Annotated in this window: 24 protein-coding genes; 16 read left to right on the top strand and 8 right to left on the bottom strand. The window is 58.0% G+C overall.

Annotated features, from left to right (window positions below; genetic code table 11):
• Positions 1 to 7: 7 nt before the first annotated feature.
• Positions 8 to 415, top strand: a complete 408-nt coding sequence (locus tag QOL67_RS13355; RefSeq protein ID WP_283426476.1) for a universal stress protein — start codon at positions 8 to 10, stop codon at positions 413 to 415.
• A gap of 19 nt (positions 416 to 434) precedes the next feature.
• Entirely contained in the window at positions 435 to 935 is a 501-nt protein-coding gene (locus tag QOL67_RS13350) for a hypothetical protein (RefSeq protein ID WP_283426475.1), read from the top strand.
• A 102-nt stretch (positions 936 to 1,037) separates the two neighbouring features.
• On the opposite strand, the gene QOL67_RS13345 is transcribed toward QOL67_RS13350, so the two are convergent.
• Together QOL67_RS13345 and QOL67_RS13340 are read right to left on the bottom strand one after the other, a co-directional pair.
• Positions 1,038 to 1,451 carry a VOC family protein gene (locus QOL67_RS13345; protein WP_283426474.1) on the bottom strand — a complete coding sequence of 138 codons (414 nt, stop codon included), beginning with the start codon at positions 1,449 to 1,451 and terminating at the stop codon, positions 1,038 to 1,040.
• 32 nt (positions 1,452 to 1,483) lie between these two features.
• Positions 1,484 to 1,987, bottom strand: coding sequence for a HugZ family pyridoxamine 5'-phosphate oxidase (locus QOL67_RS13340; protein ID WP_283426473.1), 504 nt, complete (start codon positions 1,985 to 1,987; stop codon positions 1,484 to 1,486).
• 413 nt (positions 1,988 to 2,400) lie between these two features.
• Between QOL67_RS13340 and QOL67_RS13335 the strand changes: the two genes are divergently transcribed.
• Positions 2,401 to 2,700: a TFIIB-type zinc ribbon-containing protein gene (locus QOL67_RS13335; RefSeq protein WP_283426472.1), complete on the top strand. Its 300-nt coding sequence runs from the start codon at positions 2,401 to 2,403 to the stop codon at positions 2,698 to 2,700.
• A 25-nt stretch (positions 2,701 to 2,725) separates the two neighbouring features.
• On the opposite strand, the gene QOL67_RS13330 is transcribed toward QOL67_RS13335, so the two are convergent.
• Positions 2,726 to 3,112 carry a hypothetical protein gene (locus QOL67_RS13330; protein ID WP_283426471.1) on the bottom strand — a complete coding sequence of 129 codons (387 nt, stop codon included), beginning with the start codon at positions 3,110 to 3,112 and terminating at the stop codon, positions 2,726 to 2,728.
• Between the two features lie 191 nt (positions 3,113 to 3,303).
• Here QOL67_RS13330 and QOL67_RS13325 point away from each other — a divergent pair, with 191 nt between their 5' ends.
• The 7 genes from QOL67_RS13325 (at position 3,304) to QOL67_RS13295 (ending at position 11,331) form a co-directional block, all read left to right on the top strand.
• Positions 3,304 to 3,903: a helix-turn-helix domain-containing protein gene (locus tag QOL67_RS13325; RefSeq protein WP_283426470.1), complete on the top strand. Its 600-nt coding sequence runs from the start codon at positions 3,304 to 3,306 to the stop codon at positions 3,901 to 3,903.
• 176 nt (positions 3,904 to 4,079) lie between these two features.
• Complete coding sequence (locus QOL67_RS13320) at positions 4,080 to 5,663, top strand: ABC transporter substrate-binding protein (protein ID WP_283426469.1); 1,584 nt, start codon at positions 4,080 to 4,082, stop codon at positions 5,661 to 5,663.
• A 57-nt stretch (positions 5,664 to 5,720) separates the two neighbouring features.
• Positions 5,721 to 6,662 (top strand): ABC transporter permease, encoded by a 942-nt coding sequence (locus QOL67_RS13315; RefSeq protein WP_283426468.1) that lies wholly within the window; start codon positions 5,721 to 5,723, stop codon positions 6,660 to 6,662.
• Positions 6,659 to 7,525 carry an ABC transporter permease gene (locus tag QOL67_RS13310; RefSeq protein WP_283426467.1) on the top strand — a complete coding sequence of 289 codons (867 nt, stop codon included), beginning with the start codon at positions 6,659 to 6,661 and terminating at the stop codon, positions 7,523 to 7,525. The genes QOL67_RS13315 and QOL67_RS13310 overlap by 4 nt, the downstream gene beginning before the upstream one ends.
• Positions 7,526 to 7,536: 11 nt before the next feature.
• Positions 7,537 to 8,526 (top strand): ABC transporter ATP-binding protein, encoded by a 990-nt coding sequence (locus QOL67_RS13305; RefSeq protein WP_283426466.1) that lies wholly within the window; start codon positions 7,537 to 7,539, stop codon positions 8,524 to 8,526.
• Positions 8,523 to 9,521, top strand: coding sequence for an ABC transporter ATP-binding protein (locus QOL67_RS13300; RefSeq protein WP_283426465.1), 999 nt, complete (start codon positions 8,523 to 8,525; stop codon positions 9,519 to 9,521). Before QOL67_RS13305 ends, QOL67_RS13300 begins: the two co-directional genes overlap by 4 nt.
• A complete protein-coding gene (locus QOL67_RS13295; protein WP_283426464.1) occupies positions 9,514 to 11,331 on the top strand; it encodes an aminopeptidase P family protein in 1,818 nt (605 codons plus the stop codon). The genes QOL67_RS13300 and QOL67_RS13295 overlap by 8 nt, the downstream gene beginning before the upstream one ends.
• A 24-nt stretch (positions 11,332 to 11,355) precedes the next feature.
• Here QOL67_RS13295 and QOL67_RS13290 read toward each other — a convergent pair whose 3' ends face one another.
• Complete coding sequence (locus QOL67_RS13290; RefSeq protein WP_283426463.1) at positions 11,356 to 11,808, bottom strand: Lrp/AsnC family transcriptional regulator; 453 nt, start codon at positions 11,806 to 11,808, stop codon at positions 11,356 to 11,358.
• 203 nt (positions 11,809 to 12,011) lie between these two features.
• On the opposite strand from QOL67_RS13290, the gene dctP reads away from it, so the two are divergent.
• From dctP to QOL67_RS13270, 4 genes are all read left to right on the top strand, one after another.
• Positions 12,012 to 13,007 (top strand): TRAP transporter substrate-binding protein DctP, encoded by a 996-nt coding sequence (dctP, locus tag QOL67_RS13285; protein ID WP_283426462.1) that lies wholly within the window; start codon positions 12,012 to 12,014, stop codon positions 13,005 to 13,007.
• A 78-nt stretch (positions 13,008 to 13,085) separates the two neighbouring features.
• Positions 13,086 to 13,595 (top strand): TRAP transporter small permease subunit, encoded by a 510-nt coding sequence (locus tag QOL67_RS13280; RefSeq protein WP_283426461.1) that lies wholly within the window; start codon positions 13,086 to 13,088, stop codon positions 13,593 to 13,595.
• Positions 13,595 to 14,872: a TRAP transporter large permease gene (locus QOL67_RS13275; RefSeq protein WP_283426460.1), complete on the top strand. Its 1,278-nt coding sequence runs from the start codon at positions 13,595 to 13,597 to the stop codon at positions 14,870 to 14,872. Before QOL67_RS13280 ends, QOL67_RS13275 begins: the two co-directional genes overlap by 1 nt.
• Positions 14,873 to 14,889: 17 nt before the next feature.
• A complete protein-coding gene (locus QOL67_RS13270; protein WP_283426459.1) occupies positions 14,890 to 15,783 on the top strand; it encodes an isocitrate lyase/PEP mutase family protein in 894 nt (297 codons plus the stop codon).
• A gap of 2 nt (positions 15,784 to 15,785) precedes the next feature.
• On the opposite strand, the gene QOL67_RS13265 is transcribed toward QOL67_RS13270, so the two are convergent.
• From QOL67_RS13265 to uvrB, 4 genes are all read right to left on the bottom strand, one after another.
• Complete coding sequence (locus QOL67_RS13265) at positions 15,786 to 16,217, bottom strand: hypothetical protein (protein WP_283426458.1); 432 nt, start codon at positions 16,215 to 16,217, stop codon at positions 15,786 to 15,788.
• 2 nt (positions 16,218 to 16,219) lie between these two features.
• Complete coding sequence (locus QOL67_RS13260) at positions 16,220 to 16,480, bottom strand: hypothetical protein (RefSeq protein WP_283426457.1); 261 nt, start codon at positions 16,478 to 16,480, stop codon at positions 16,220 to 16,222.
• Positions 16,481 to 16,521: 41 nt separating this feature from the next.
• Positions 16,522 to 17,235, bottom strand: a complete 714-nt coding sequence (locus tag QOL67_RS13255; protein ID WP_283426456.1) for a hypothetical protein — start codon at positions 17,233 to 17,235, stop codon at positions 16,522 to 16,524.
• Between the two features lie 112 nt (positions 17,236 to 17,347).
• Positions 17,348 to 19,531: an excinuclease ABC subunit UvrB gene (gene uvrB, locus QOL67_RS13250; RefSeq protein ID WP_283426455.1), complete on the bottom strand. Its 2,184-nt coding sequence runs from the start codon at positions 19,529 to 19,531 to the stop codon at positions 17,348 to 17,350.
• 536 nt (positions 19,532 to 20,067) lie between these two features.
• Between uvrB and QOL67_RS13245 the strand changes: the two genes are divergently transcribed.
• Together QOL67_RS13245 and QOL67_RS13240 are read left to right on the top strand one after the other, a co-directional pair.
• On the top strand, positions 20,068 to 20,379 hold the full coding sequence (locus tag QOL67_RS13245) for an ETC complex I subunit (protein ID WP_283426454.1): 312 nt from the start codon (positions 20,068 to 20,070) through the stop codon (positions 20,377 to 20,379).
• Between the two features lie 134 nt (positions 20,380 to 20,513).
• Positions 20,514 to 21,158, top strand: a complete 645-nt coding sequence (locus tag QOL67_RS13240) for an alpha/beta family hydrolase (RefSeq protein WP_283426453.1) — start codon at positions 20,514 to 20,516, stop codon at positions 21,156 to 21,158.
• The last annotated feature ends 50 nt before the right edge of the window (positions 21,159 to 21,208 follow it).

Genomic DNA, 21,208 nt, shown 5'->3' with positions numbered 1-21,208 from the left:
GTTTGAAATGTATAAGCATATTTTGGTACCAGTGGCGTTTGATGAGGCCCATGACCCAGGCGAAGCCGTTGCTGTGGCGCGTCGGTTGGTGGCTGATGACGGACAGGTGAGCTTGTTGCATGTGATGGCGCATGTGCCGAGCTACGTGATCAACTACGTGCCAGAAGGGTTTCAGGCTGAGGCGCAGACCGCAATTGTGGCCAGTTTGGAGGCTATGGGAGCGGATTTGCCAAACGTAAAAGGCGTTGTAGAAGAAGGGCATGCGGGAAAAACCATAGTGAAATGGGGAGCCTTAAATGCGGTCGATTGCATTGTGATTGCGTCTCATAGGCCTGGTGTTCAGGATATTGTGCTGGGCAGCACAGCGGCACAGGTTGTGCGTCATGCCAAATGCGCGGTACATGTGACTCGGTAGAGCAAAAGGAAGGCAGTTCATGCGCTTAGTCAAAATGTTGCAAGCGGCGGCGGTGGTCGTGGTTGGGATGATGGCGCAGCCCGCGATGGCGGAGGATGACATTGGCTTCTCTGATCAGCAAACCAAGCGCTCCGTGGATATTTTTACCTACGGTGTGGGGGAGTGCGCCAAGGTGGAAAAAGTCTACCGCATCGATTGCCTGCGCCAAACCTATAGCCAAACTGTGCGTGTGATTTCAAAGGCTTCGGTCTATTGGGAGGCCGAAGTGGCCCTGACCCGCGTAAACCGTGGACTGTATTCGTTTGTGCGGGCCAACACGGATTCCAACCTTGGGCGGGAACGTGTGAATGGCGGGCGGATCAAGGCCATTACAGAGGCGTCTTTGCCGCAAGCCACTCAGCTTTATATGGCGGGTGCGGATAAAGCGGCGGAGGTGATGCGCAGCGGATCGTCGATCGAAGTGCGCTATTTTGCGCCGATTGCCGATGCAATCGAAGCGTCCAAAGCGCTGCTGCAATAAGGGTTAACGGGCGACAAACTCAGCGGAGTTTTCACGTCTGTATAGCGTCGGTATAGCGACTGTTTCACGGAGGTGCGTTTTTTGACGCACCTCCGTTAACGTTTAGGCGTCTTGCGCCGTGGGGCGCAGCTCTCCCGGCAGTTCGTCGATGTGGAAATCCACATGCAGATGATTGCCGTCGGGGTCGTGGATGTTGACCTGCACAATGGGAAAACCAGGCGGGAAGCCGAAGCGGTAATCCAGACTGTGCGCTGCGAGTACTTCAAGGAAGGCGGGCATGTTGGTGGCGGCAAACGCTGCGTGTTCCAAGGCGATGTCTCCGCCGCCTGAGATAAGCGGTTTGGTGGATCCCACCAGATGCACCACTGCATTGTCCCCGAGGTACATCCACGCACCGGGAAACGGAAATTCAGGGCGCGGGCCGTTGGTCATGCCCAGCACCTCTTCGTAGAAGCGGATCATGACGTCGAGATTCTGGGTGCCAATGTTGGCGTGATCGAGGCTGTGTAAAGGCATAGCGGGACGGTAGGGCGCACTACGCTGTCGCGTCAAGAGAAAGATGTTGGCGCTAACAGGTCGTCTGAAGTGAGATGGAACGCCTTGCCAAATCCGCTGTTTAAAGGTCCGCCGGAGACCTTAAAGCGCACAAAGCTGAAATCGGGGAAGTCGACGTAGAGTTTGGCCTTGGGGCGCTGCGACAGGTAGTGGGTTCGGGTTTGGTTGTGGGCGGTGCTGTCTTTGGTGAGGAAGGCCGCCTTGGCATGTAGGGTCATGCGGGGATGGGTGAGCGGATCGCCTTTCTCGCCAGGTTCGCCCACCAGCAACGCACAATTGGCATTTGCGCGGAGCGCGCCTGTGTGGCTGGCGAGGTCAGATATCAGGGTGACTGGTATACCGTCGGGGGTTGTGGCCAGGGCAATGCGGGTGACCGATGGGGTGCCAGTTGTAGGATCGGTGACCGCGAGGGCAGCGTAAGTGGCATTGGTCAGCAATTGTTGCGCGAAAGCGCGGGCCTCGGTGTCTGTTGGTTGGATGGGGTTGGTTTTGGTCATAGCGGGAGCGTGCCAGTTTTTCAGGGAGACCAAAAGGGAGGCGGCCAAACAAAAACGGCGCCTGGGATAAGCCTGGGCGCCGTTTTTGTGGCTGGCTGGACCGTGTCTGCCTGCGTGCGCGGCTTGCTGTCTGGCTGGACCTGGCGAAAGCTGGGCCTTGCTGGAGTGCTTGCGTCGTACGTGAGTGGCCGGTCTGGCTTGCTCTGTTGAGATCTACATAAGTTGAGTCGGTTTGGTGTTCAAGGGAAAGCTGTTTAAAAACAAATAGTTGACGATATTCATCGGGTATGGTGCGTGTCAGAGTGGCTACCTTGCGCAATTTTATGCGTCTTGAGGGTCAAAGATTGCACGGGCGATGAAAAGCCGCGTGGGACTTCCTATCTAAGCCCGGTACCAAATGAGGAGAGTGCTCGATGAAATGTCCTGTAGATGGCGAAACTCTGGTAATTGCGGATCGCAATGGGGTTGAGATTGACTATTGTCCGACCTGTCGAGGTGTTTGGCTGGATCGCGGGGAGCTGGACAAGATCATTGAGCGGGCAGCTGCCTATGCTGCGCCGCCGCCCCCTCCGCCGTCTGAGACTGTGCAACCTGCACCGCAGCGAGGGTATGACAGCCATGGCTATGACGAAGGTCATGTGCGCCGTTATGAAGACAAGCCACGCAAGAAGAAAAAGATGAGTAGCTTCCTCGACGATATTTTCGACTTCTAAGAGGGCTGACTAAGGCGCGGCCCAGTTATCCGGTTGGTGGATGGAGGGCCGTGCAGTGTTGTGTCTGTGAGTGGGCGCGATCTTCGGCGGCGGGCAGGTCTCGCCTCAGAGACTTTAAGCGCTGGCGTTGTTGCGCCACGTCAACTTCCACCGGTGTTTCCACGGTGCGATAGCGAGTTTCCGGGCAGCTGTAAGGCCGATCTTTCTTGTCATAACAGGTATCGTAGAAGGTGTAACTTTCTGAGCTGCGGTGGATGGCATAGCCGCGAGTGATATTGCCTTCAGCGGTGGTGATGGCACGGCGAAGGCTGTGGACTTCGGATTGGGCGGTGGAAATACAGCGCTCCAGCGGGGTGGCGCAGGCGGCGAGCGCGGTGAGGGCGAGTAAGGCGGCGGGGCAGGCGAGTTGCATGAGGGCTCCTTTGATCGGAGCAGCCTGAGGTGGGGCGATGCGCTAGGCAAAATCAGCGCAGCGTTATTGGATAACCGAGGTCGACGTACGGATAGTTCATGCAGCATTACTAAAAAGAATTTTAGTATACATATCTTTTTCCGCTGATATGGTGTGGCCGCAGTTTTCCAGACCAACCATTGGAGATTTTGATGGCGGCATCCCCAACACCAAAAAAGAAGAAACAAAAGGGACAGCCGGAAAAGCTGGGGCAGGCGATCCGTCTGCGACGCAAGGCGCTGGGAAAAACGCTCAATGCCGTGGCAGAGGAGGCCGAGTTGACCACTGGGTTCATTTCTCAGGTGGAGCGGGGGATCAGCTCTCCATCGTTGTCTTCGCTGATGTCAATTGCGGCGGCGCTGCAGACCAGCGTTGAGCAGTTGCTGAGCGTGCCGGAGACGTATTCCGAGTTTATTCAGAAAGACCGTCGGCAATCCTATGCGCTTGGCACAGCAGGGCGATTTTATGAGAAATTGGGGCCAGGGTTCCCCGGTGCGCTGATGCATTCGCAGATCATTCACCGCCCTCCTGGGCATGAATCTGAGAAGATGTGCCATGATGGAGAGGTGTTCTGCTACCTGCTGTCTGGCGAGATTGAGTACCATCTGGAAGGGGCCGTGTTTGTCATGGGGCCGGGGGATGTGATTCACCACAACACCGCAAAACCGCATTATTCACGCGTGGTGAGTGATGTGGAATCCGTTGAGCTGTGGGTCAGCACCACGCCGATGAGCAATGCGGGAGAAATATAAGTTTGCGGATGTCTGAAAGAAGGGTAGTGTTTTCAGTATATTGTATCCAATTTTGGATGGTGCGCTAAAATTCAGGCTTCAAAAATTTAGCTTTGCTAAAAAAAGTTTTAGCAAAATGCCAAAACTTGCCTATTCTCCCGGATACAGAAGAGATTCGACCAGGGAGGACGAAAGACATGACACGCACCCTTATGGCGGCGGTTTTGGCGGCAACGACCGCACTTGTGACACCTGCAATGGCGCAGGAACGTGGCGGCACGATGAACTTTGCGCGCTACGATGGCTCGCGACTGATTGATCCGATTTACGCGGATCGCAACCCGGACATCTGGATGGTGGGCAGCCTGTTTGACACGCTGCTGCGTTCGTCTGACGACGGGAAATCCATTGTTGGCGGCTTGGCCGAGAGTTTTGAAGTGTCTGAGGACGGCAAGACCGTCACGTTGATGCTGCAGTCTGGCCTGAAGTTTGCGGATGGTTCGGCGCTCGAGGCGGATGACGTGCTGTTCTCGCTCGACCGCGCACGCAACGGTGATCTGGGGCCATGGTCCGGTATGCTGGGTAGCGTGTCTGACGTGACCGCAGACGGCCAAGCCATCACTGTGAGCCTGAGCCAGCCGGATCCAACCATCCTGTCGATGCTGGCGACGTTCAACACCTCGATTGTGAACAAAGAGGTGTTTGAGGCGGCAGAGGGCGCAACGGATCAAGACAAATCCGCCGCAATCTTTGCTTCTGCAAGCGCAGGTGTGGGCTCCGGTGCCTTCTACATGTGTGGCTTTGAGCAGGGGGCCGCGATGGACTTCTGTGCCAATGAGCATCACTGGGAGATGGGCGCGGATGGCAAGCCGCTGCCGTATCTGGACAAAATCCACTTTGAGATCATTCCGGATGATGCCACCCGTATCCTGAAGCTGCAGGCCGGTGAAGTTGACGCGGTGGAGTTTGTGCCGTTCAGCCGTGTGGCCGAGCTAGACGCCGATCCGGCGATCAACATGAACCTCTATCCGTCCACGCGGATCATCTATTCGCCAATCAACACCCGTGAAACTCGCGCGGATGGCTCTGCCAACCCGCTGAACGATGTGCGGGTGCGTCAGGCGGTCAATTACGCCACCAACAAAGACGCGCTGATTGGTTTGGTTCTGCAGGGGGCAGGTCAGCCAATGACCGCACCGCTGATGTCGTCGTCCACCCGTCTGGCGTCCAAGCTGGACCTCTATTCCTACGACATGGACAAAGCCATGGCGCTGGTGAAAGAGGCCGGGATCGAAGCAGGTACCAAGGTTACGCTGACCACGCTGGCGGGCTCGTCTGATGACGCAACCATCTTTGCCGCGCTGCAACAGATGTGGGCGCCGTTGGGTATTGAACTGGTGGTTGAACAAGTGGACGGGGCCACCCGTGGCGCCAAGAACCGCTCCGGTGAGTTTGATATCCACACCTATGGCTGGGTGGATGATGTGAACGATCCAAGTCAGGTAACTGGCTGGTTGGGCTATTCACCCGTGCGCAATGCGGTTGGCACCGGTTGGGAGAGCGACAAGTTCAACGCGCTCTTTGAAGCCTCCGGTACGGAAATGGACCAAGCAGCTCGTGCACAACAATATGCGGACATGCAGAAGATCTACGCCGATGCTGCGCCGTTGCTGTTTATGTATGAGACCCCGTTTGCGGTGGCGGTGTCCACAGCGGTGGAGGGCTATGTCCAAACCCCGCTGGGTGCCAACATCTTCTCTCGTGCTACTGTGAGCAAGTAAGACCTAAGCGCGTCGCAGGCGAGGGCCTGCGGCGCGTAACCTAACTGGAAAATACCCATGGCCGGACTGCAATATGTTCTGAAGCGCCTCGCGCTGATGATCCCCACATTTGTGCTTGTGATGATCATCATCTTTCTTTTGGTCCGGCTGTTGCCGGGTGACCCAGCCATCGCAATTGCGGGCGACAAAGCCTCCGACGCTGATTTGGCGGCAATCCGGGAAAAGCTTGGTCTGAATGACCCGCTTCTTGTGCAGTTCTGGCTATTTTTCACAAACACTTTGCAAGGCGACCTTGGGCGGTCAATCATGATGCGCACGTCCGTGTCCGACGTGATCATCGATCGGCTGCCAACAACAGGGTTCCTTGCACTTTTTGCGGTGTCTTTGTCGCTGCTGATTGCCGGGCCGCTGGCTTTTGTCGCGGCGCTCAATCGGGGCAAATGGCCGGACACAGTGATCCGCACCGTTTTTCAGGTCGGCTTGTCGATGCCGGTGTTTTACATCGGTTTGATCCTGCTGACGTTTCTTGCCGCAAAGCTGCGCTGGTTCCCTGTCGGGGGCAGTGGTGATGGCTTTTGGGGGCAGATGCACTACCTCTTCCTGCCAGCGATGACGGTTGCGCTTTATACGTCCGCGATCATCATGCGGAACTTGCGTGCCGCCATTATCGAAGTGCTGGATGCGGAATATGTGCAGTTTGCTCGCGCCAAAGGGCTGCCCAATCGGTTGATCCTGGGGCGGCACGTGCTGCGCAACGCGCTGATCTCCACGATCACCTTGCTAGGCCTGTCGATTGGCAACCTGATGAGCGGCACCTTGGTGACCGAGACTGTGTTTGCTGTGCCGGGTCTTGGGCGGCTGATGCTGGAGGCGATTTTTGCCCGCGACTATCCGCTTATTCAGGGGCTGACACTGACCTTTGCCATTCTGGTGTCGATTGTCTTCTTGCTGACCGACCTTTTCCAAAGCCTGCTTGACCCAAGGATGCGCCTGACATGAGTGATGCTGTTGTAACGTCTGCAAAATCCTCCGATGCGCCTCAGACACGGGTACAGATTGCTTTGCGCAAGCCGGGGTTTCTGATTGGGGCTGTGATCATTGGGTTCTCGGCGCTGCTGGCGCTGTTTCCAAGCTTTTTTGCGCCATATGACCCCAACTTCATTGATTATCTGGCGGTGCGGCAACCACCAAGCTGGGCGCATCCGTTTGGCACCGACATGCTGGGGCGGGATGCGCTGTCGCGTGTGATCCACGCCTATACGGTGAACATGCAGATGGCGATTTTGGCGACGGTGTTTGCGCTGACCATTGGCGTCACTGTGGGGGCCTTGGTGGGATACTATCGCGGCGTGGCCGACATGATTTTTGGCCGCGTGGTTGATGCGGTTATCACCTTCCCGTTTCTGGTGCTGGTCATCGCGGTGGTGGCTGTGTTGGGACCGGGGCTGATCAATATGTATATTGCGATCACTCTGGTCGGCTGGGTTTATTATGCGCGTTTGATGCGGGCTGAGGTGATTGCGCAGATGGGCAATGACTACGCCAGTGCCGGCATTGTCATGGGGTATTCCGACCGGCGCATCATTTTCCGCCACCTGCTGCCCAATGCGATCACACCGGTGATTGTCTACTGGATGACCGATATGGCGCTCGCGATCCTGCTCGGGTCTTCGCTTGGCTATCTTGGATTGGGCGCGCAGCCACCGCAGGCCGAGTGGGGCGTGCTGATTGCCGAAGGGCGCAACTTTATCACCACCGCGTGGTGGCTGAGCCTGATGCCGGGGATTGCGATTGTGATCACCGGGCTGGGATTTTCGTTGATTGGCGACGGTCTGGCGGACCTGTTGCGGCCACGTGGGTGAGGGGACAGACAATGACAGATCACCCAATTTTGGAAGTAGAGAACCTCTGCACCACCTTTAGCCGGGGCGGCACCGCCCTCCCTGCGGTGCGCGACGTAAGCTTTGCGCTGGGCAAAGGTCAGGTGCAGGGGCTTGTGGGCGAAAGTGGGTCCGGCAAGAGCGTGACTTTGCGCTCGATCCTGGGACTGGCGCGGCATTATGGCGAAGTGAGCGGGTCCGTGCGCTGGCAAGGGCAAGAGCTGACCACGATGTCAGAGAGGCAATTGCGCAAGATCCGTGGGCGCGAGATTGCGATGATCTTTCAGGAGCCGATGACCTCGCTCAATCCACTGCTGACAGTGGGCACGCAGATCAAAGAGACATTGACGGCGCATACGGATTTGGGGCGTCGGGCGCGGCGGGATCGGGCGATTGAAATGTTGGATCACGTCGGTATTCCGGCAGCGGCGACGCGACTGGAGGAATATCCGCACCAGTTTTCTGGCGGGATGCGGCAACGGGTGATGATCGCGATTGCGCTGGCCGCAAGCCCAAAGCTGTTGCTGGCGGATGAGCCAACCACGGCGCTGGACGTGACCATTCAGGCGCAGATCCTCGATTTGATTTTGAAGCTGGCCGATGAGATGGCGATGGGCGTTGTGTTGGTGACACATGACCTTGGGGTTGTTGCGCAGACCTGTGACACGGTGTCGGTGATGTATGCGGGACGGGTGGTGGAGCAGGGCGCGGTGCGTCAGGTTTTGCGCACACCGCGCCATCCCTATACCGAAGGTTTGATGCGCTCGGTGCCGCAGGATGTGCCGCCACGCACGCAGCTCTATTCCGTACCGGGTACGCCGCCAAGTTTGTTTTCGCTGCCACAGGGCTGTGCCTTTGCGCCGCGCTGTCAAGCAGCGGGGCCTGCTTGTCAAACCGCACGGCCAACTTTGCAGGACATTGCGCCGGGGCGGCAGACAGCCTGTTTCCATCCACTTCCAGCCACACAAGAGGACGCCGCATGACCCAGACCGTGATGAAAATCGACGACCTGCACCTGTCATTTCCAGTGTCGCGCAGCCTGCTGGATGTGGTGCAGCGCAAGCCGGGGAAATCGGTCAACGCGTTAAACGGCGTGAGCCTTGAGTTGAAGCACGGGGAAACCCTTGGTGTGGTGGGGGAGTCCGGCTGTGGCAAGTCGACTTTGGCGCGCTGCATTGTGCGGCTTTATGCACCGACCAGCGGGCGGATCCACTTTGAAGATCAAGACATTTTTGACGCCGAGGCCAAGCGGGATCGCAGCTACAACCGGCGGGTTCAGATGATGTTTCAGGACCCGTATTCGTCGCTGAACCCCCGCATGTCCACGGGGGACATTCTGGCGGAAGCGCTGCGGGTGCACCAGATGCGGCCTGAGGCGGACATAGCCCCGCGGGTTGCGGAGCTGCTCGGCCTGGTGCGGCTGCCGCAGGATGCGGCGGAGAAACTGCCACATGAGTTTTCCGGCGGGCAGCGGCAGCGGATTGCGATTGCGCGGGCCTTGGCGGTGGAGCCGGAGGTGCTGATCGCGGATGAGCTGGTTTCGGCATTGGATGTGTCGGTGCAGGCGCAGGTGGTGAACCTGTTGTTGGAGCTGCAGGAGCGGTTGCAGCTGACCATCCTGTTTGTGGCGCATGATTTGCGGCTGGTGCGGCACGTGTCCAACCGCGTGGCGGTGATTTATCTGGGGCGGATTGTGGAGATTGGCGACAGTGAGACGCTGTTTTCGGCGCCGTCACATCCGTATTCGCAGGCGTTGTTGAGCGCGGCGCCGTCGCTGGACCCGGACGACAAAGGCGCAGCGATCCAGTTGGAGGGCGAGTTGCCGTCGCCGCTCAATGTGCCGCCCGGCTGTCCGTTCCATGTGCGCTGCCGTCATGTGACGGCGCAATGCCGGACGGTTGTGCCTGCGCTGCGCACGTTGGAGGGGCGCGGCGAAGTGGCCTGTCACCACGCGGAGGAGATCAACCAGCATGCCTGATTGTGTGATGAGGATTGCGCCGCCGCAGGTTGTGGCGTTGCGCGCAGAGATGCGTGTGCGTGGGCTGGATGCGTTTATTCTGCCTAGATATGACGCGCATCAGGGTGAGTATGTCGCGCCGCATGATGAGCGGTTGCAGTATGTGACTGGGTTTTCGGGATCAGCGGGCATGGCGATTGTGACCATGGATGAGGTCGCGATGTTTGTGGACGGGCGCTATAGCGTGCAGGTGCGGGAGGAGTGCCTCGGCGAGGTGTTTTCCTTCCATCACCTGTTTGAAGACCCGCCGGAAGCGTGGTTGGCAAACCATGCCGGAGACTGGTGGCGGGCTGGGTTTGATGCGATGCATTTGCCGCCGAGTTGGTATGATCGGTTTGCCGGGGCGCTTGTGGAGACCGGCGTGCAGCTGACGGCGCAGAATGACAATCCAGTGGATTTCATTTGGGATGAGCAACCTTCCTCGCCAATGGGGCAAGTGGCGGTGATGCCGCTGCAATTTGCCGGGCGCACGACATCAGAAAAGGTTGCGGATCTGACGACGTATATGGCGCAGGAGCAGGCGCAGTTTCATGTGGAGACACAGCCGGACAATATCGCCTGGTGTTTGAATGTGCGTGGAGACGACGTGCCGTTTTTGCCAATCCCGCAGTCCTTTATGTTGGTTTCGGATGCTGGCGCAGTGACTTGGTTTGTCGACCCAAACAAATTGCCGGCAGATTTGGCGGCTACGCTGCCGGAAAATATTTGTGTGGTGCCGCCGCACGGCTTTCTTCCGTTTGTCCGGGCCGCAGTAAAAACGGGCCAGAGAGTTTTGGTGGATCCTGAGTTTTCGCCGGTTGCAGTGTGTTTGGCGCTGGAAAAAATTGGTGCGAAAATCGACCGGCGGACAAGTTTCCTGACTCATTTGAAAGCGCTAAAAAATGCGGTGGAGTTGGAAGGCATGCGGGCCTGTCACATTCAGGACGGCGTGGCGGTGACGGAGTTTTCGGCCTGGTTGGCAGAAACGGTGCCTGCGCGGGCGGCCAATGGCGATCCTCTGCGGGAAAGCGAGGCAGAGGCGCAGGTGAACGCGTTCCGGCAAGCGAGCGGCAGTTATCTGAGCGAGAGTTTCAATACGATTTCAGCGGCGGGCGGCAATGCCGCAATGTGTCATTACGCCACCACCGAGACACGCGATGCGGCGATCCTGCCGGAGGCGCCGTATTTGCTGGACAGCGGTGGGCAGTACGAAACCGGCACAACCGACATCACCCGCAGCTTTTCTTTTGGGCAACGCCCGGAAGGATATGACCAAGCCTATACGGCCGTGTTTAAGGCGTTTCATGCGCTCGCCACGTTGAAGTTTCCGCGCGGTACGCAGGGGCATCATATCGATGCAATTTGCCGTCGCCCGTTGTGGGACTTGGGGTTGGATTATGACCACGGCACCGGCCACGGGATTGGCCACCGGCTGTCGGTGCATGAACATCCACAGCGCATTGGCAAGCCGGTCAGCGAAGTGGATCTGGTGCCGGGCATGGTGATGTCGATTGAGCCGGGGCACTACGTGGCAGGGTCGTATGGCATCCGGATTGAGAACCTGTTTGAGATTGTCGAAGAGGCCAATGGTTTCTTTGGATTCTGCAATCTGACCTGGGCGCCGATCATGACCGAGATGATGGATTTTGACGCGCTGACGGAGGCGGAAATTTCCTGGTTGGACAGCTATCACCAAGAGGTGGAGGCGAAGCTTGGGCCGTTTCTGAGTGACCGTGCTTTGGCGTGGTGTCAGGCCAATGTTGCGCGCGGGCAAGGCGCAGCGTCAGGTTGAATGCTGTTCGGGCGTGCTGGTTGGTCAGACCGGCACGTCTGGTGTGTTCTTGATCTCGTTGAGCGCGAGGCTGGTGCGGATCGATCCAATGTGTGGCAGTTTCAGCAGGCGCTGTTTGATGGTTTCCTCATAGTCCCGAACGCTGAGCGCGAGCACCTTGAGGATGTAGTCCTGATCGCCGGTGGCGGAATAACACTCCACCACCTCTGGCAGAAATTCGACAGCGGTTTCAAACTCCACCAAGGATTCCTGAGTGTGCAGTTGCAGTTTCACCAAACAGAAGGCGACGATGTCAAAGCCTAGCTTCTGCGCGTCCAAAACATAACGCTTTTCAGTGATATAGCCCGCTTCCCGCAGGCGCTTCAGGCGGCGCCAGCACGGGGTGTGGCTCAATCCGGTGACTTCACCAAGCTCGCGCATTGTAAGCTCAGGTTGTTCCTGAATGGCGCGCAAGATGCGTTTGTCGGCGTCGTCCAATGTTGATCCCTTCCGTCGTTGTAACTGTATACAGTGAAAGCAAATTTCCTTGCAGCCCCAAAATTGACCATTTGGTCCTATTTCTTGACCGGAAAGCGAAACGCTGTTGCGCGTCTGTTTCGGACGGTGTCTAAAAACGTGACCCGGTTTCCCAAGCGTCACTTAGGGTTGAATTGTCATATCGAGATTTTTGGGAGGAAATCATGAAACATTGGATAGCAGCAGCCGCGACGGCTGCGCTTGTGAGCGTTGCACCGGTTGCCAGCTTTGCCGAAACCATTCGCGTCACGCTGCAATTGCCGGAAACCCACTCTTTGGGCAAGAACTGGCAGGATTTTGCAAACATCGTTGAGGAAAAATCCGGCGGTGCGCTCGAAATTCAACTGTTCCCGTCTGCGCAGCTTTTCAAAGACAAAGAAGTGCCAGGTGCGGTAGGTAGCGGTGCGGTGGAGGCGGGCTCCGCGTTTATCGGTCGTTTTGCGGGCTCCGTGCCTGCTGTGGACGTGGTGTCGATCCCGTTTATCTTTGCTGACGAAGCGCACATCCGTGCCGCCGTGGCACCAGGGTCTGACATGCGCGCCACATTGGACGCGGCGATCCTGAAAGAGACCAACAACCGCATTCTGTGGTGGCAGGCCTTTGGCCGGAACGTCTATCTGACCAACGGTGACGCGATTGTGGAACCGGCTGATATTGCCGACAAAAAAGTCCGTACTTACGGCAAAGTGCATGGCTGGACTGTGCAAGAGCTGGGCGGCGCGCCAACGCTGATGTCCGGTTCCAAACAGTTCCTCGCGTATCAGCAGGGCGCTGTGGATGTGGGCATGACCGGCGCGTCGGCTGTGAAATCCCGCAAGTTGTTTGAAGTGATGGATCAGATGACCCTGACCTTTGACAGTGCGATCGAGTTTGTCGCGGTGATCAACAATGACGTCTACGAAGGTCTGTCTGATGAGCACAAAGCGATCATCGATGCCGCCGCGGCGGAAGTTGAGCAGAAGCTGCGCGACCAGATCTACGCGGACGAAGCCACAACAGTTGATGAGATGAAGGCCAACATGACCGTGACCGAGCTGACCGCTGAGCAGCGTGCGGCATGGGTGAACGCGACGGCCACCGTTGTGGACCGCTTTGTTGAAGAAACCGGTGACACCGGCGCGGCTGCTGTGTCCGCTGTGAAAGCCGCGATGACCAACTAAGACTCTTGGGAAAGCTGCCAGTAGCGGTGGCTTTCCCTTTTTTGTTTCCCCGCGAAAATTCAAAGCAAGGAGTTGCCAATGATCATCCGGATCATTGATGGCATCACTGAATTCACTGGCAAGCTCTGTGCCTGGACTCTGTTTGCCGTCGGCTTTTTCATCACGTTTGAAGTGCTGATGCGCTACGTGTTTAACGCGCCCACCATTTGGGTGGACGAGATCAGCCGCGTGTTGCAAGTCTGGGTTGTGTATCTTGGCGCGGCCTATGTGCTGAAGCACCGCGAGATGGTCACCATTGATGTGCTGTTGAGCAATCCAAACTCGGTTTGGCGGCGGTTGGCGGAGACATTGGCCATCATCGTTCTGTTTATTTTTGCCGGGACAGCTTGCTACTTCGGGTTTCAGCTTTGGCTGAAGGCGACAATGGCGGGGCACACGACAGATACCTACCTTGCACCGCCCAAGATGATCACCCATGCGCCGGTGTGGGTTGGCAGTGCTTTGTTGATGTTGCAAGGCGCCGCGCAGCTTTACCGCGTTTGGGCGGAACCGTTGCCCAGCGATGACGTAATGGGGGGCGCACACTGATGGAAGCGGTCTTCATTCTTGTGGCGCTGATGGCGCTGTTGCTGTTGCGCACGCCGGTGGCCTTTGCGCTGGGCGGTCTGGGTGTGATCCTGTTGGGCCTCAAGGGCCTGCCATTGGTGGCGGTGCCGCAGCGGTTGCATGGCTCGATGGACAGTTTTGAGCTTCTGGCCGTGCCGATGTTTTTGTTGATGTCCAATGTCTTGCTGAAAGGCGGGGTTGGGCGCGATTTGTATGCGGCGGTGCAAAGCTGGGTCGGGCATTGGCCCGGTGGGCTGGGCGTGGCGACGATTCTGTCGTGCACGTTGTTCTCCGCCATTTCGGGCTCTTCGGTGGCGACAGCAGCAACCATTGGCACCGTGGCGATCCCGGAGATGTCCAAGCGCGGCTACGACAAACCGTTCGTCTACGGCATGTTGGCGGCGGGCGGCACCTTGGGGATTTTGATCCCGCCGTCGATCCCGCTGATCATCTATGGCGTGGTCACGGAAAGCTCGATCCCGACGCTGTTCCTTGCAGGCATTGGGCCGGGGCTGTTTTTGGCCGGGGCGTTTATTGTCTACGGCATGTTGTTTTCGCGCTTCTCCGGCGCTTATCAACCGATGGCCAAAGCCGATTGGGGCACGCGGGCGCGGGCCTCGTTGATGGCGCTGCCAACCGTGGCGTTGGCGGTGGCGATTGTCGGCTCGATTTACACAGGTATTGCGACGCCGTCAGAAAGCGCCGGGCTGGGCTTTGTGATTGCGCTGATCATGACCTTCGCCATGGGCCGCATGGATTGGGCCAAGCTGCGCGAGGCGGTCGAAGGCTCATTGCGCACATCTGTCATGGTGTTGATCATCGTGGCGGGGGCCAAGGTGTTTTCCTACGCGATCACGCTCTACCTGATCCCGCAGTCGATCAGCGCATTCCTGACAGAGAATATCTCCAACCCAAGCCTGTTTATTCTGGCGGTGGGGCTGGTGTTGTTGTTCATGGGATTCTTTCTGGAAAGCCTGTCGATGCTGCTCATTATGGTGCCGGTGCTGTTGCCAGCTGTGCTCAACATCGGGATTGATCCGATCTGGTTTGGCATCTTCTTTGTGGTGCTAATTGAGACCGCGTTGATCACGCCGCCGGTGGGGATGAACCTGTTTGTCATTCAGGCGGTGGCGAATGCGCGGTTGCAGGAGGTGGCCAAAGGCGCGTTGCCCTTTGCCGCGATCATGTTGGCGGTGGCGGTGCTGCTGTGGTTCTGGCCTGCGCTGGCGCTTTACATCCCGTATGAATTGGCGCGCTGAGCATGAGGACAGTGACAATGACAAATACAGTTCGCATTGCGCCTAACGAGGGGCGGAACCTACGGGCGGCACGGTTGCGCTCGCTTTTGGAGCAGAAAGAGCTGGTGGTGGCGCCGTGTTGTTATGATGCGCTCTCCGCCAAGCTGATTGAGCAGGCGGGGTTTGACATGACGTTTATGTCGGGCTTTGCCGCATCGGCCTCGCGCATTGGCATGCCGGATTTGGGGCTGATGAGCTATGGCGAGGTTGTGGACCATGTGCGCAATATTTCGGAGGCCACGAGCCTGCCGTTTGTGGCCGATGGCGACACGGGATACGGCAATGCGATGAATGTGATCCGCACCGTGAAGGGCCTGGCGCGGGCCGGGGCGGCGGCGGTGATGATTGAGGATCAGGTCGCGCCCAAACGCTGTGGCCACACGCCGGGCAAAGCGGTGGTGGAGCGTGAGGTGGCGTTTGATCGCATCAAGGCTGCGGTGGACGCGCGGGAGGAAGAGGACGTGCTGATCCTCGCCCGCACCGATGCGCGTAAGGCGCATGGGTTGAGCGAGGCGATTGAGCGGGCGCAGTGTTTCTTTGAGCTGGGGGCGGACATCATCTTTGTTGAGGCACCGCAGAGCGTGGAGGAGATGCGCCAGATTTGTGAGGAAACGCCGGGGCTGTTGATGGCCAATATGCTGGAGGGTGGCGACACGCCGATCCTGTCCCATGCGGAACTGGCGGACATGGGGTTCAACATCGCGGCCTATCCGCTGACGCTGTTGTCGGCGGTGATGCAGCAGATGGTGGAGACCCTGGCGGCGATGAAGGCCGATACGGTGCAAGACAGCGCGCTGATGTCGTTTGCCGAGGTGCGGGACCGGATTGGGTTTGAGGCGTATTATGAGGCCTCGGAAGGGTATAAGGCGTAAACCTAGCTGAGTTGCGCGGCGGCGCAGGTGCGGAATTTTTGAACCTCTGGCGCCGCGCCCTCGAGCGGGATGGTTACGGTTTGGGCTTCGGTGAAGGCCAGCGCCGCTGCGTTGAATTGCAGCCCGGCGAGCACATTGCCAAAGCCGCTGTCCGCGACGTTGAGCGTCTGATTGTTGTTTGAGAGCGCGTGCTCAGGCGTGGAGATGGTGATTTCGTTGGGACCGATGAAGCGCATGGCGAACCATGGGGTGGGCTGCCATGGCGCGGATTTTTGGGTGATCGCGAGGGTGTAGAGCGGCTTGCTTGGGTCGTAGGTGAGGTGGATGTGCGCCTCTGCGGTTTCGTGCGTCAGGGAGCAGATGGGCGAGGTTGCGGCTTCCCAAGCGGTGGCTGGCGAGGCGAGGAGGAGGGCAGGGATCAGGAGTGCGCGCATGGTCAAAGCACGGTGGCGACCGTTGCTAAAGTGAAAAGCGCGGCAGGGCATAGTGCTAGGGTGAGCGCAGTTTTCGGGGCCCGGTCCTTCCAAGTCAGCAGCGTTGCTGGCACAAGAAATGCCGCTGTGATGGCTGCAAATATCAACACAAACTGAAGCATGAGGCCACGACCGTCCTCCGGCGCGAGGCTATGCGTGTCAAACCAAGCCCAGACAAAGAGGATCAGGTAGGCGACAATCAGGACGGTTGTGGCACGTTTCACGAGGTCTCTCCGTTTTTTTCCCGGTCTTTCGCGGTGATGCCTTATCCAACATCAGGATGTGTCACGACAATAGTGGGACCACCGAATTCATATCCAGAGATTTCAGAGGAGTCCCCGCCTAGTCGTAGGTAGAGTTTGCCGTCCAGTTCGAAGAGGTTGGGTGATACACCTAGCAATAGAGCCAGCGTATCTGGGTAAAGACGGTCGAGTATGGGAACAGCGATGGCTTCTCTGGTGTGGCGCCAATTTATGAATTGCTGCCTTTGGCCTGATTGCTGCGGAGGCTTGTATTTGTGAAGAGACACGCTGTCCACAATCGAAAAGCGGGATCTCTCGAAATCAACCCACTGATCCGTGTTCTCAGAATGGAACTTGGGTGCGCCAGCGAAATACTGCGCCTCCCATTTTGGTTTTTTGCCGCCGCCTTTCAGCAAGAATTCGATTGGCGCAAGCTCCAGTGCGTCTGCCAGAGGCGGCTCGGCGGGCACTCCGTTGCTTTGAACAAAGATCAGTTCGCTGTTGATGATCACAACTGACGGCGGCGCTGGTGTCACACCCTCTAATTGCAGGATCGGGACCTCCGGCACAGGTTTGAGGATGGACCACGCAGCCCCTTCGAGTTGTTTGGCTTCGTTCCAATTCTCTAGCGCACGCTTGGATTTATGTGTGAGAGGTCCAAATCCGTCAGCGCCATGAAGCGCAATATCGGAACTTAATATTTGATATTCAGCGTCCACGACGACCCGCAGTATCATTCAATTTATGCATGTAGGCACGCTAGCGCGCGCCTTGGCTGTCTGTCCAGAATTCAAAACGCTTTCGCCGGGCCGATTGGCCCGGAACAAGGCGCGGGCCTTTCTCTTGCGTTCACCGCCCCCGCCGTTTCACGTTGCCACCGCGTTGCCCAGCACGACCAGCCATAGAGCGGCCACGGCTTTTGGTGGCTTTCTCCTCGGCGGCCTTGATGGCATATTGCCGGGCCATCGGGTCATCCGCCACAGCCAAATCCACGGCCTCCAGACGCTTGACCTCATCACGTAGGCGGGCGGCTTCTTCGAATTCGAGGTTCTCGGCGGCTTTGCGCATATCATCACGCAACCCATCGAGCACAGCCTCCAGATTGGCGCCGTGCAGCGGGTTGTCGATGGTGGCGGTGACGCGGGATTGATCGGTGTCGCCTTTGTAGAGGCCAGACAACACATCCTCGACGTTCTTTTTTACTGTTTGAGGCGTGATGCCGTGCTCTTCGTTGTAAGCGATCTGCTTGGCGCGGCGGCGCTCGGTCTCGCCCATGGCGCGTTCCATGGAGCCGGTGATGCGGTCGGCGTACATGATCACCCGGCCTTCGGCGTTGCGCGCGGCGCGGCCGATGGTTTGCACTAGTGAGGTTTCGGAGCGCAGAAAGCCTTCTTTGTCGGCGTCCAGAATGGCGACCAGACCACATTCGGGGATATCCAACCCCTCGCGCAACAGGTTGATGCCGATCAACACGTCAAAGGCGCCCAGACGTAAATCGCGCAGGATTTCAATGCGCTCCAGCGTGTCGATGTCGCTGTGCATGTAGCGCACTTTGATGCCCTGTTCGTGCAGGTATTCGGTGAGGTCCTCGGCCATGCGTTTGGTGAGCGTGGTGACCAATGTGCGGAAGCCCTCAGCGGTGACTTTGCGCACCTCATCCAGCAGATCGTCAACCTGCATCTCCACCGGGCGGATTTCGAGTTGCGGCTCCAGCAGGCCCGTGGGGCGGATGACCTGTTCGGCAAAGACGCCGCCGGATTGCTCCAGCTCCCATGCCGAGGGGGTGGCGGAGACAAAGACCGACTGGGGCCGCATGGCGTCCCATTCCTCAAACTTCAGCGGGCGGTTGTCCATACAGGACGGCAGGCGGAAGCCATGTTCGGCAAGCGTGAATTTGCGTCGGTAGTCACCCCGGTACATGCCGCCAATTTGCGGCACGGAGACGTGGCTTTCATCCGCAAAGACAATGGCGTTGTCAGGGATAAATTCAAACAGGGTGGGGGGCGGCTCACCGGGTGCGCGGCCGGTGAGGTAGCGGGAATAGTTTTCGATGCCGTTGCAGAAGCCCTGCGCCTCCATCATTTCCAGATCAAAGGTACAGCGCTGCTCCAGCCGTTGGGCTTCGAGCAGTTTGCCTTCGTCGACCAGTTGATCGAGCCGCGTGCGCAGCTCTTTTTTGATGTTGATAATGGCTTGGGTCAGCGTGGGTTTGGGCGTGACGTAGTGGCTGTTGGCGTAGACGCGCACCTGCTCAAACGTGCCGGTTTTCTCGCCGGTGAGCGGGTCAAACTCGGTGATGCTTTCGAGTTCCTCGCCAAAGAAAGACAGTTTCCAGGCGCGGTCTTCGAGGTGGGCTGGGAAGATTTCCAGACTGTCGCCGCGCACACGGAAGGAGCCCCGTTGGAAGGCGGCATCGTTGCGGCGGTATTGCTGTGCCACAAGATCGTTGATGACTTGGCGCTGGTCGTATTCACCACCGGCTTTGAGATCGAGCGTCATCGCGGAGTAGGTTTCCACCGAGCCGATACCGTAGATGCAGGACACCGAAGCCACGATGATCACGTCGTCCCGTTCCAGAAGCGAGCGGGTGGCGGAGTGGCGCATGCGGTCGATCTGTTCGTTGATCTGGCTTTCCTTCTCGATGAAGGTGTCGCTGCGCGCCACATAAGCTTCGGGTTGATAGTAGTCATAGAAGCTGACGAAGTATTCGACGGAGTTTTCCGGGAAGAAGCCTTTCATCTCGCCATAAAGCTGGGCGGCAAGGGTTTTGTTGGGCGCCAGGATGATGGCGGGGCGTTGAGTCTCCTCAATCACCTTGGCCATGGTGAAGGTTTTACCGGTGCCGGTGGCGCCCAGCAGGACTTGGTTGCGTTCGCCCTCGTTAATGGCCGCGGTGAGTTCAGCAATGGCCGTGGGTTGGTCACCAGCCGGTTCAAACTCGGTGTGCATGACGATGCGCTTGCCACCCTCCAGCTTGGGGCGGCGTTTGGCCTCGCGATCGGCCATCTTGGGCAGGTTGCTTGCATCACTCATTGTGGCGTCCCGAAATAGAGAGAGTCGTTGGCGTGATTTTGGTCTCTTTTTGTTCTTATGCAAGGGCGAAAGCGCGAAAGCGTGGGGCCGATGACAGATGGGTGATGCTGCTGTGCAGTATGGAGCTCTTCGCGGGCGCAGAAAAACTGACTGTTCGTTCAGTCTGCAACGCTGGGCAATGGGGCAAACTTACCTAGGGGTAGCGGCTGGTGTGTGGCTTTTGGTAAGAAATCACGAGCCCGTTGGTAATTTTAGAACAAAATTCCACCAATTCTTGAAATTAAATATATGTTGCGCTTGCCAAATGATTGGCTTCCTCGCTATGGTTATCTCAGCAAGCAGCCCACCAAGGTCGCCCGCCCAAACTGCACCTACACCCCTCGCTCCCCGCGGAATGGTCAGGCATCTGGGCTGCTTGCAAGCTGTCCCCTCCAGATTTTCCCAAATTGCGCTGCCTTTGCGGCGGTTTGTCCGCGTTTGGGCTCTTGCTCGACGGCTGAGAATCCGTGATAAAGCGACAAGCCAAGGAGAGCATCATGATTGCGCGTATCTATCAGCCAGCCCGTACGGCAATGTCCTCGGGCGCCGCAAAAACCCACCAATGGGTGTTGGAATACGGCCCCTCAGAAGCCAAAGATATTGACCCGCTGATGGGGTGGACCGGCTCGGGAGACACGCAAACTCAGGTGCGCCTGAAATTTGACAGCAAAGAAGCGGCTGTGAATTACGCGCGGGAGAATGGCATCGACGTGCAGGTGACGGAGCCACACAAGCGCAAGGCCAAAATTCGGCAGGGCGGCTATGGCGAGAATTTTGCCACCAACCGACGGGGCGCATGGACCCACTGAAGGCGATATGAGCACGGAACCTAGGCGCGTTTCCATGACGGCTTGGGGGTGATCCGTATGTCGAGGCCCGTCGGGTTTCATAATGTCAAAAGGGGCGCCTTCGGGCGCCTTTTGTATGTCCAGAGGGGGGCGCTATGTCTGAGATTGATTTCCTGATTGAGGGAGGAGAGGGGCCTGCGGCCCCGACGTTTCTGTTTGCCCATGGTGCTGGCGCTGCGATGGACGCGCCTTTTATGATGATGGTTGCGGAAGGTTTGGTCGCGCGGGGCATCCGGGTCGCGCGATTTGAATTTGCCTATATGGCAGGGCGGCGCAGCGGTGGACCGAAGCGGCCGCCGCCGAAGATGGAAGTCCTGCAGCTAGAGTACCGGGCGGCAGTCGCGGCGCTCGATTGTGATGGGCCATTGGTGATTGGTGGCAAGTCGATGGGAGGGCGCGTCGCCAGCCTAATCGCTGATGATCTGTTTGCCTCGGAGGTTGTCAGTGGGCTGCTGTGCTTGGGCTACCCGTTTCATCCGCAGGGCAAGCCTGAGAAGCTGCGCACTGAGCATCTGGCAAGCCTGAACACACCGACGTTGATTTGTCAGGGTACACGCGATGCCTTTGGGACAAGACAGGAGGTTGCGGGATATGACTTGTCAGCGCAAATCGACCTACATTGGTTTGAGGACGGCGATCATGACTTAAAGCCACGCAAACGGGTGACTGGGGTGGATCATCCGACACAGTTGGCACGGGTGTGTGATGCGGCGGCCGGTTGGATCAATGCGTGTGGCTAGGTCGAGCAGGCAGGTGTGCGCGGTGACGCTCGGCCCAAAGTGCAAAGTCA

Origin of the sequence: Shimia sagamensis, assembly GCF_900182745.1 — a bacterium.
GTDB lineage: Bacteria > Pseudomonadota > Alphaproteobacteria > Rhodobacterales > Rhodobacteraceae > Shimia > Shimia sagamensis.
This window is presented reverse-complemented; position numbering and strand designations above follow the sequence as displayed.

What these genes read in the sequence shown, in the direction of transcription:
- QOL67_RS13300 (WP_283426465.1), top strand. Translation starts at nt 8,523, where the DNA reads ATGACCCAGACCGTGATGAAAATCGACGACCTGCACCTGTCATTTCCA.
- QOL67_RS13265 (WP_283426458.1), bottom strand. Translation starts at nt 16,217, where the DNA reads ATGCGCGCACTCCTGATCCCTGCCCTCCTCCTCGCCTCGCCAGCCACC.
- QOL67_RS13270 (WP_283426459.1), top strand. Translation starts at nt 14,890, where the DNA reads ATGACAAATACAGTTCGCATTGCGCCTAACGAGGGGCGGAACCTACGG.
- QOL67_RS13275 (WP_283426460.1), top strand. Translation starts at nt 13,595, where the DNA reads ATGGAAGCGGTCTTCATTCTTGTGGCGCTGATGGCGCTGTTGCTGTTG.
- QOL67_RS13280 (WP_283426461.1), top strand. Translation starts at nt 13,086, where the DNA reads ATGATCATCCGGATCATTGATGGCATCACTGAATTCACTGGCAAGCTC.
- QOL67_RS13240 (WP_283426453.1), top strand. Translation starts at nt 20,514, where the DNA reads ATGTCTGAGATTGATTTCCTGATTGAGGGAGGAGAGGGGCCTGCGGCC.
- QOL67_RS13245 (WP_283426454.1), top strand. Translation starts at nt 20,068, where the DNA reads ATGATTGCGCGTATCTATCAGCCAGCCCGTACGGCAATGTCCTCGGGC.
- QOL67_RS13255 (WP_283426456.1), bottom strand. Translation starts at nt 17,235, where the DNA reads ATGATACTGCGGGTCGTCGTGGACGCTGAATATCAAATATTAAGTTCC.
- QOL67_RS13305 (WP_283426466.1), top strand. Translation starts at nt 7,537, where the DNA reads ATGACAGATCACCCAATTTTGGAAGTAGAGAACCTCTGCACCACCTTT.
- QOL67_RS13350 (WP_283426475.1), top strand. Translation starts at nt 435, where the DNA reads ATGCGCTTAGTCAAAATGTTGCAAGCGGCGGCGGTGGTCGTGGTTGGG.
- QOL67_RS13320 (WP_283426469.1), top strand. Translation starts at nt 4,080, where the DNA reads ATGACACGCACCCTTATGGCGGCGGTTTTGGCGGCAACGACCGCACTT.
- QOL67_RS13330 (WP_283426471.1), bottom strand. Translation starts at nt 3,112, where the DNA reads ATGCAACTCGCCTGCCCCGCCGCCTTACTCGCCCTCACCGCGCTCGCC.
- QOL67_RS13325 (WP_283426470.1), top strand. Translation starts at nt 3,304, where the DNA reads ATGGCGGCATCCCCAACACCAAAAAAGAAGAAACAAAAGGGACAGCCG.
- QOL67_RS13345 (WP_283426474.1), bottom strand. Translation starts at nt 1,451, where the DNA reads ATGCCTTTACACAGCCTCGATCACGCCAACATTGGCACCCAGAATCTC.
- QOL67_RS13355 (WP_283426476.1), top strand. Translation starts at nt 8, where the DNA reads ATGTATAAGCATATTTTGGTACCAGTGGCGTTTGATGAGGCCCATGAC.
- QOL67_RS13315 (WP_283426468.1), top strand. Translation starts at nt 5,721, where the DNA reads ATGGCCGGACTGCAATATGTTCTGAAGCGCCTCGCGCTGATGATCCCC.
- QOL67_RS13335 (WP_283426472.1), top strand. Translation starts at nt 2,401, where the DNA reads ATGAAATGTCCTGTAGATGGCGAAACTCTGGTAATTGCGGATCGCAAT.
- QOL67_RS13310 (WP_283426467.1), top strand. Translation starts at nt 6,659, where the DNA reads ATGAGTGATGCTGTTGTAACGTCTGCAAAATCCTCCGATGCGCCTCAG.
- dctP (WP_283426462.1), top strand. Translation starts at nt 12,012, where the DNA reads ATGAAACATTGGATAGCAGCAGCCGCGACGGCTGCGCTTGTGAGCGTT.
- QOL67_RS13340 (WP_283426473.1), bottom strand. Translation starts at nt 1,987, where the DNA reads ATGACCAAAACCAACCCCATCCAACCAACAGACACCGAGGCCCGCGCT.
- uvrB (WP_283426455.1), bottom strand. Translation starts at nt 19,531, where the DNA reads ATGAGTGATGCAAGCAACCTGCCCAAGATGGCCGATCGCGAGGCCAAA.
- QOL67_RS13295 (WP_283426464.1), top strand. Translation starts at nt 9,514, where the DNA reads ATGCCTGATTGTGTGATGAGGATTGCGCCGCCGCAGGTTGTGGCGTTG.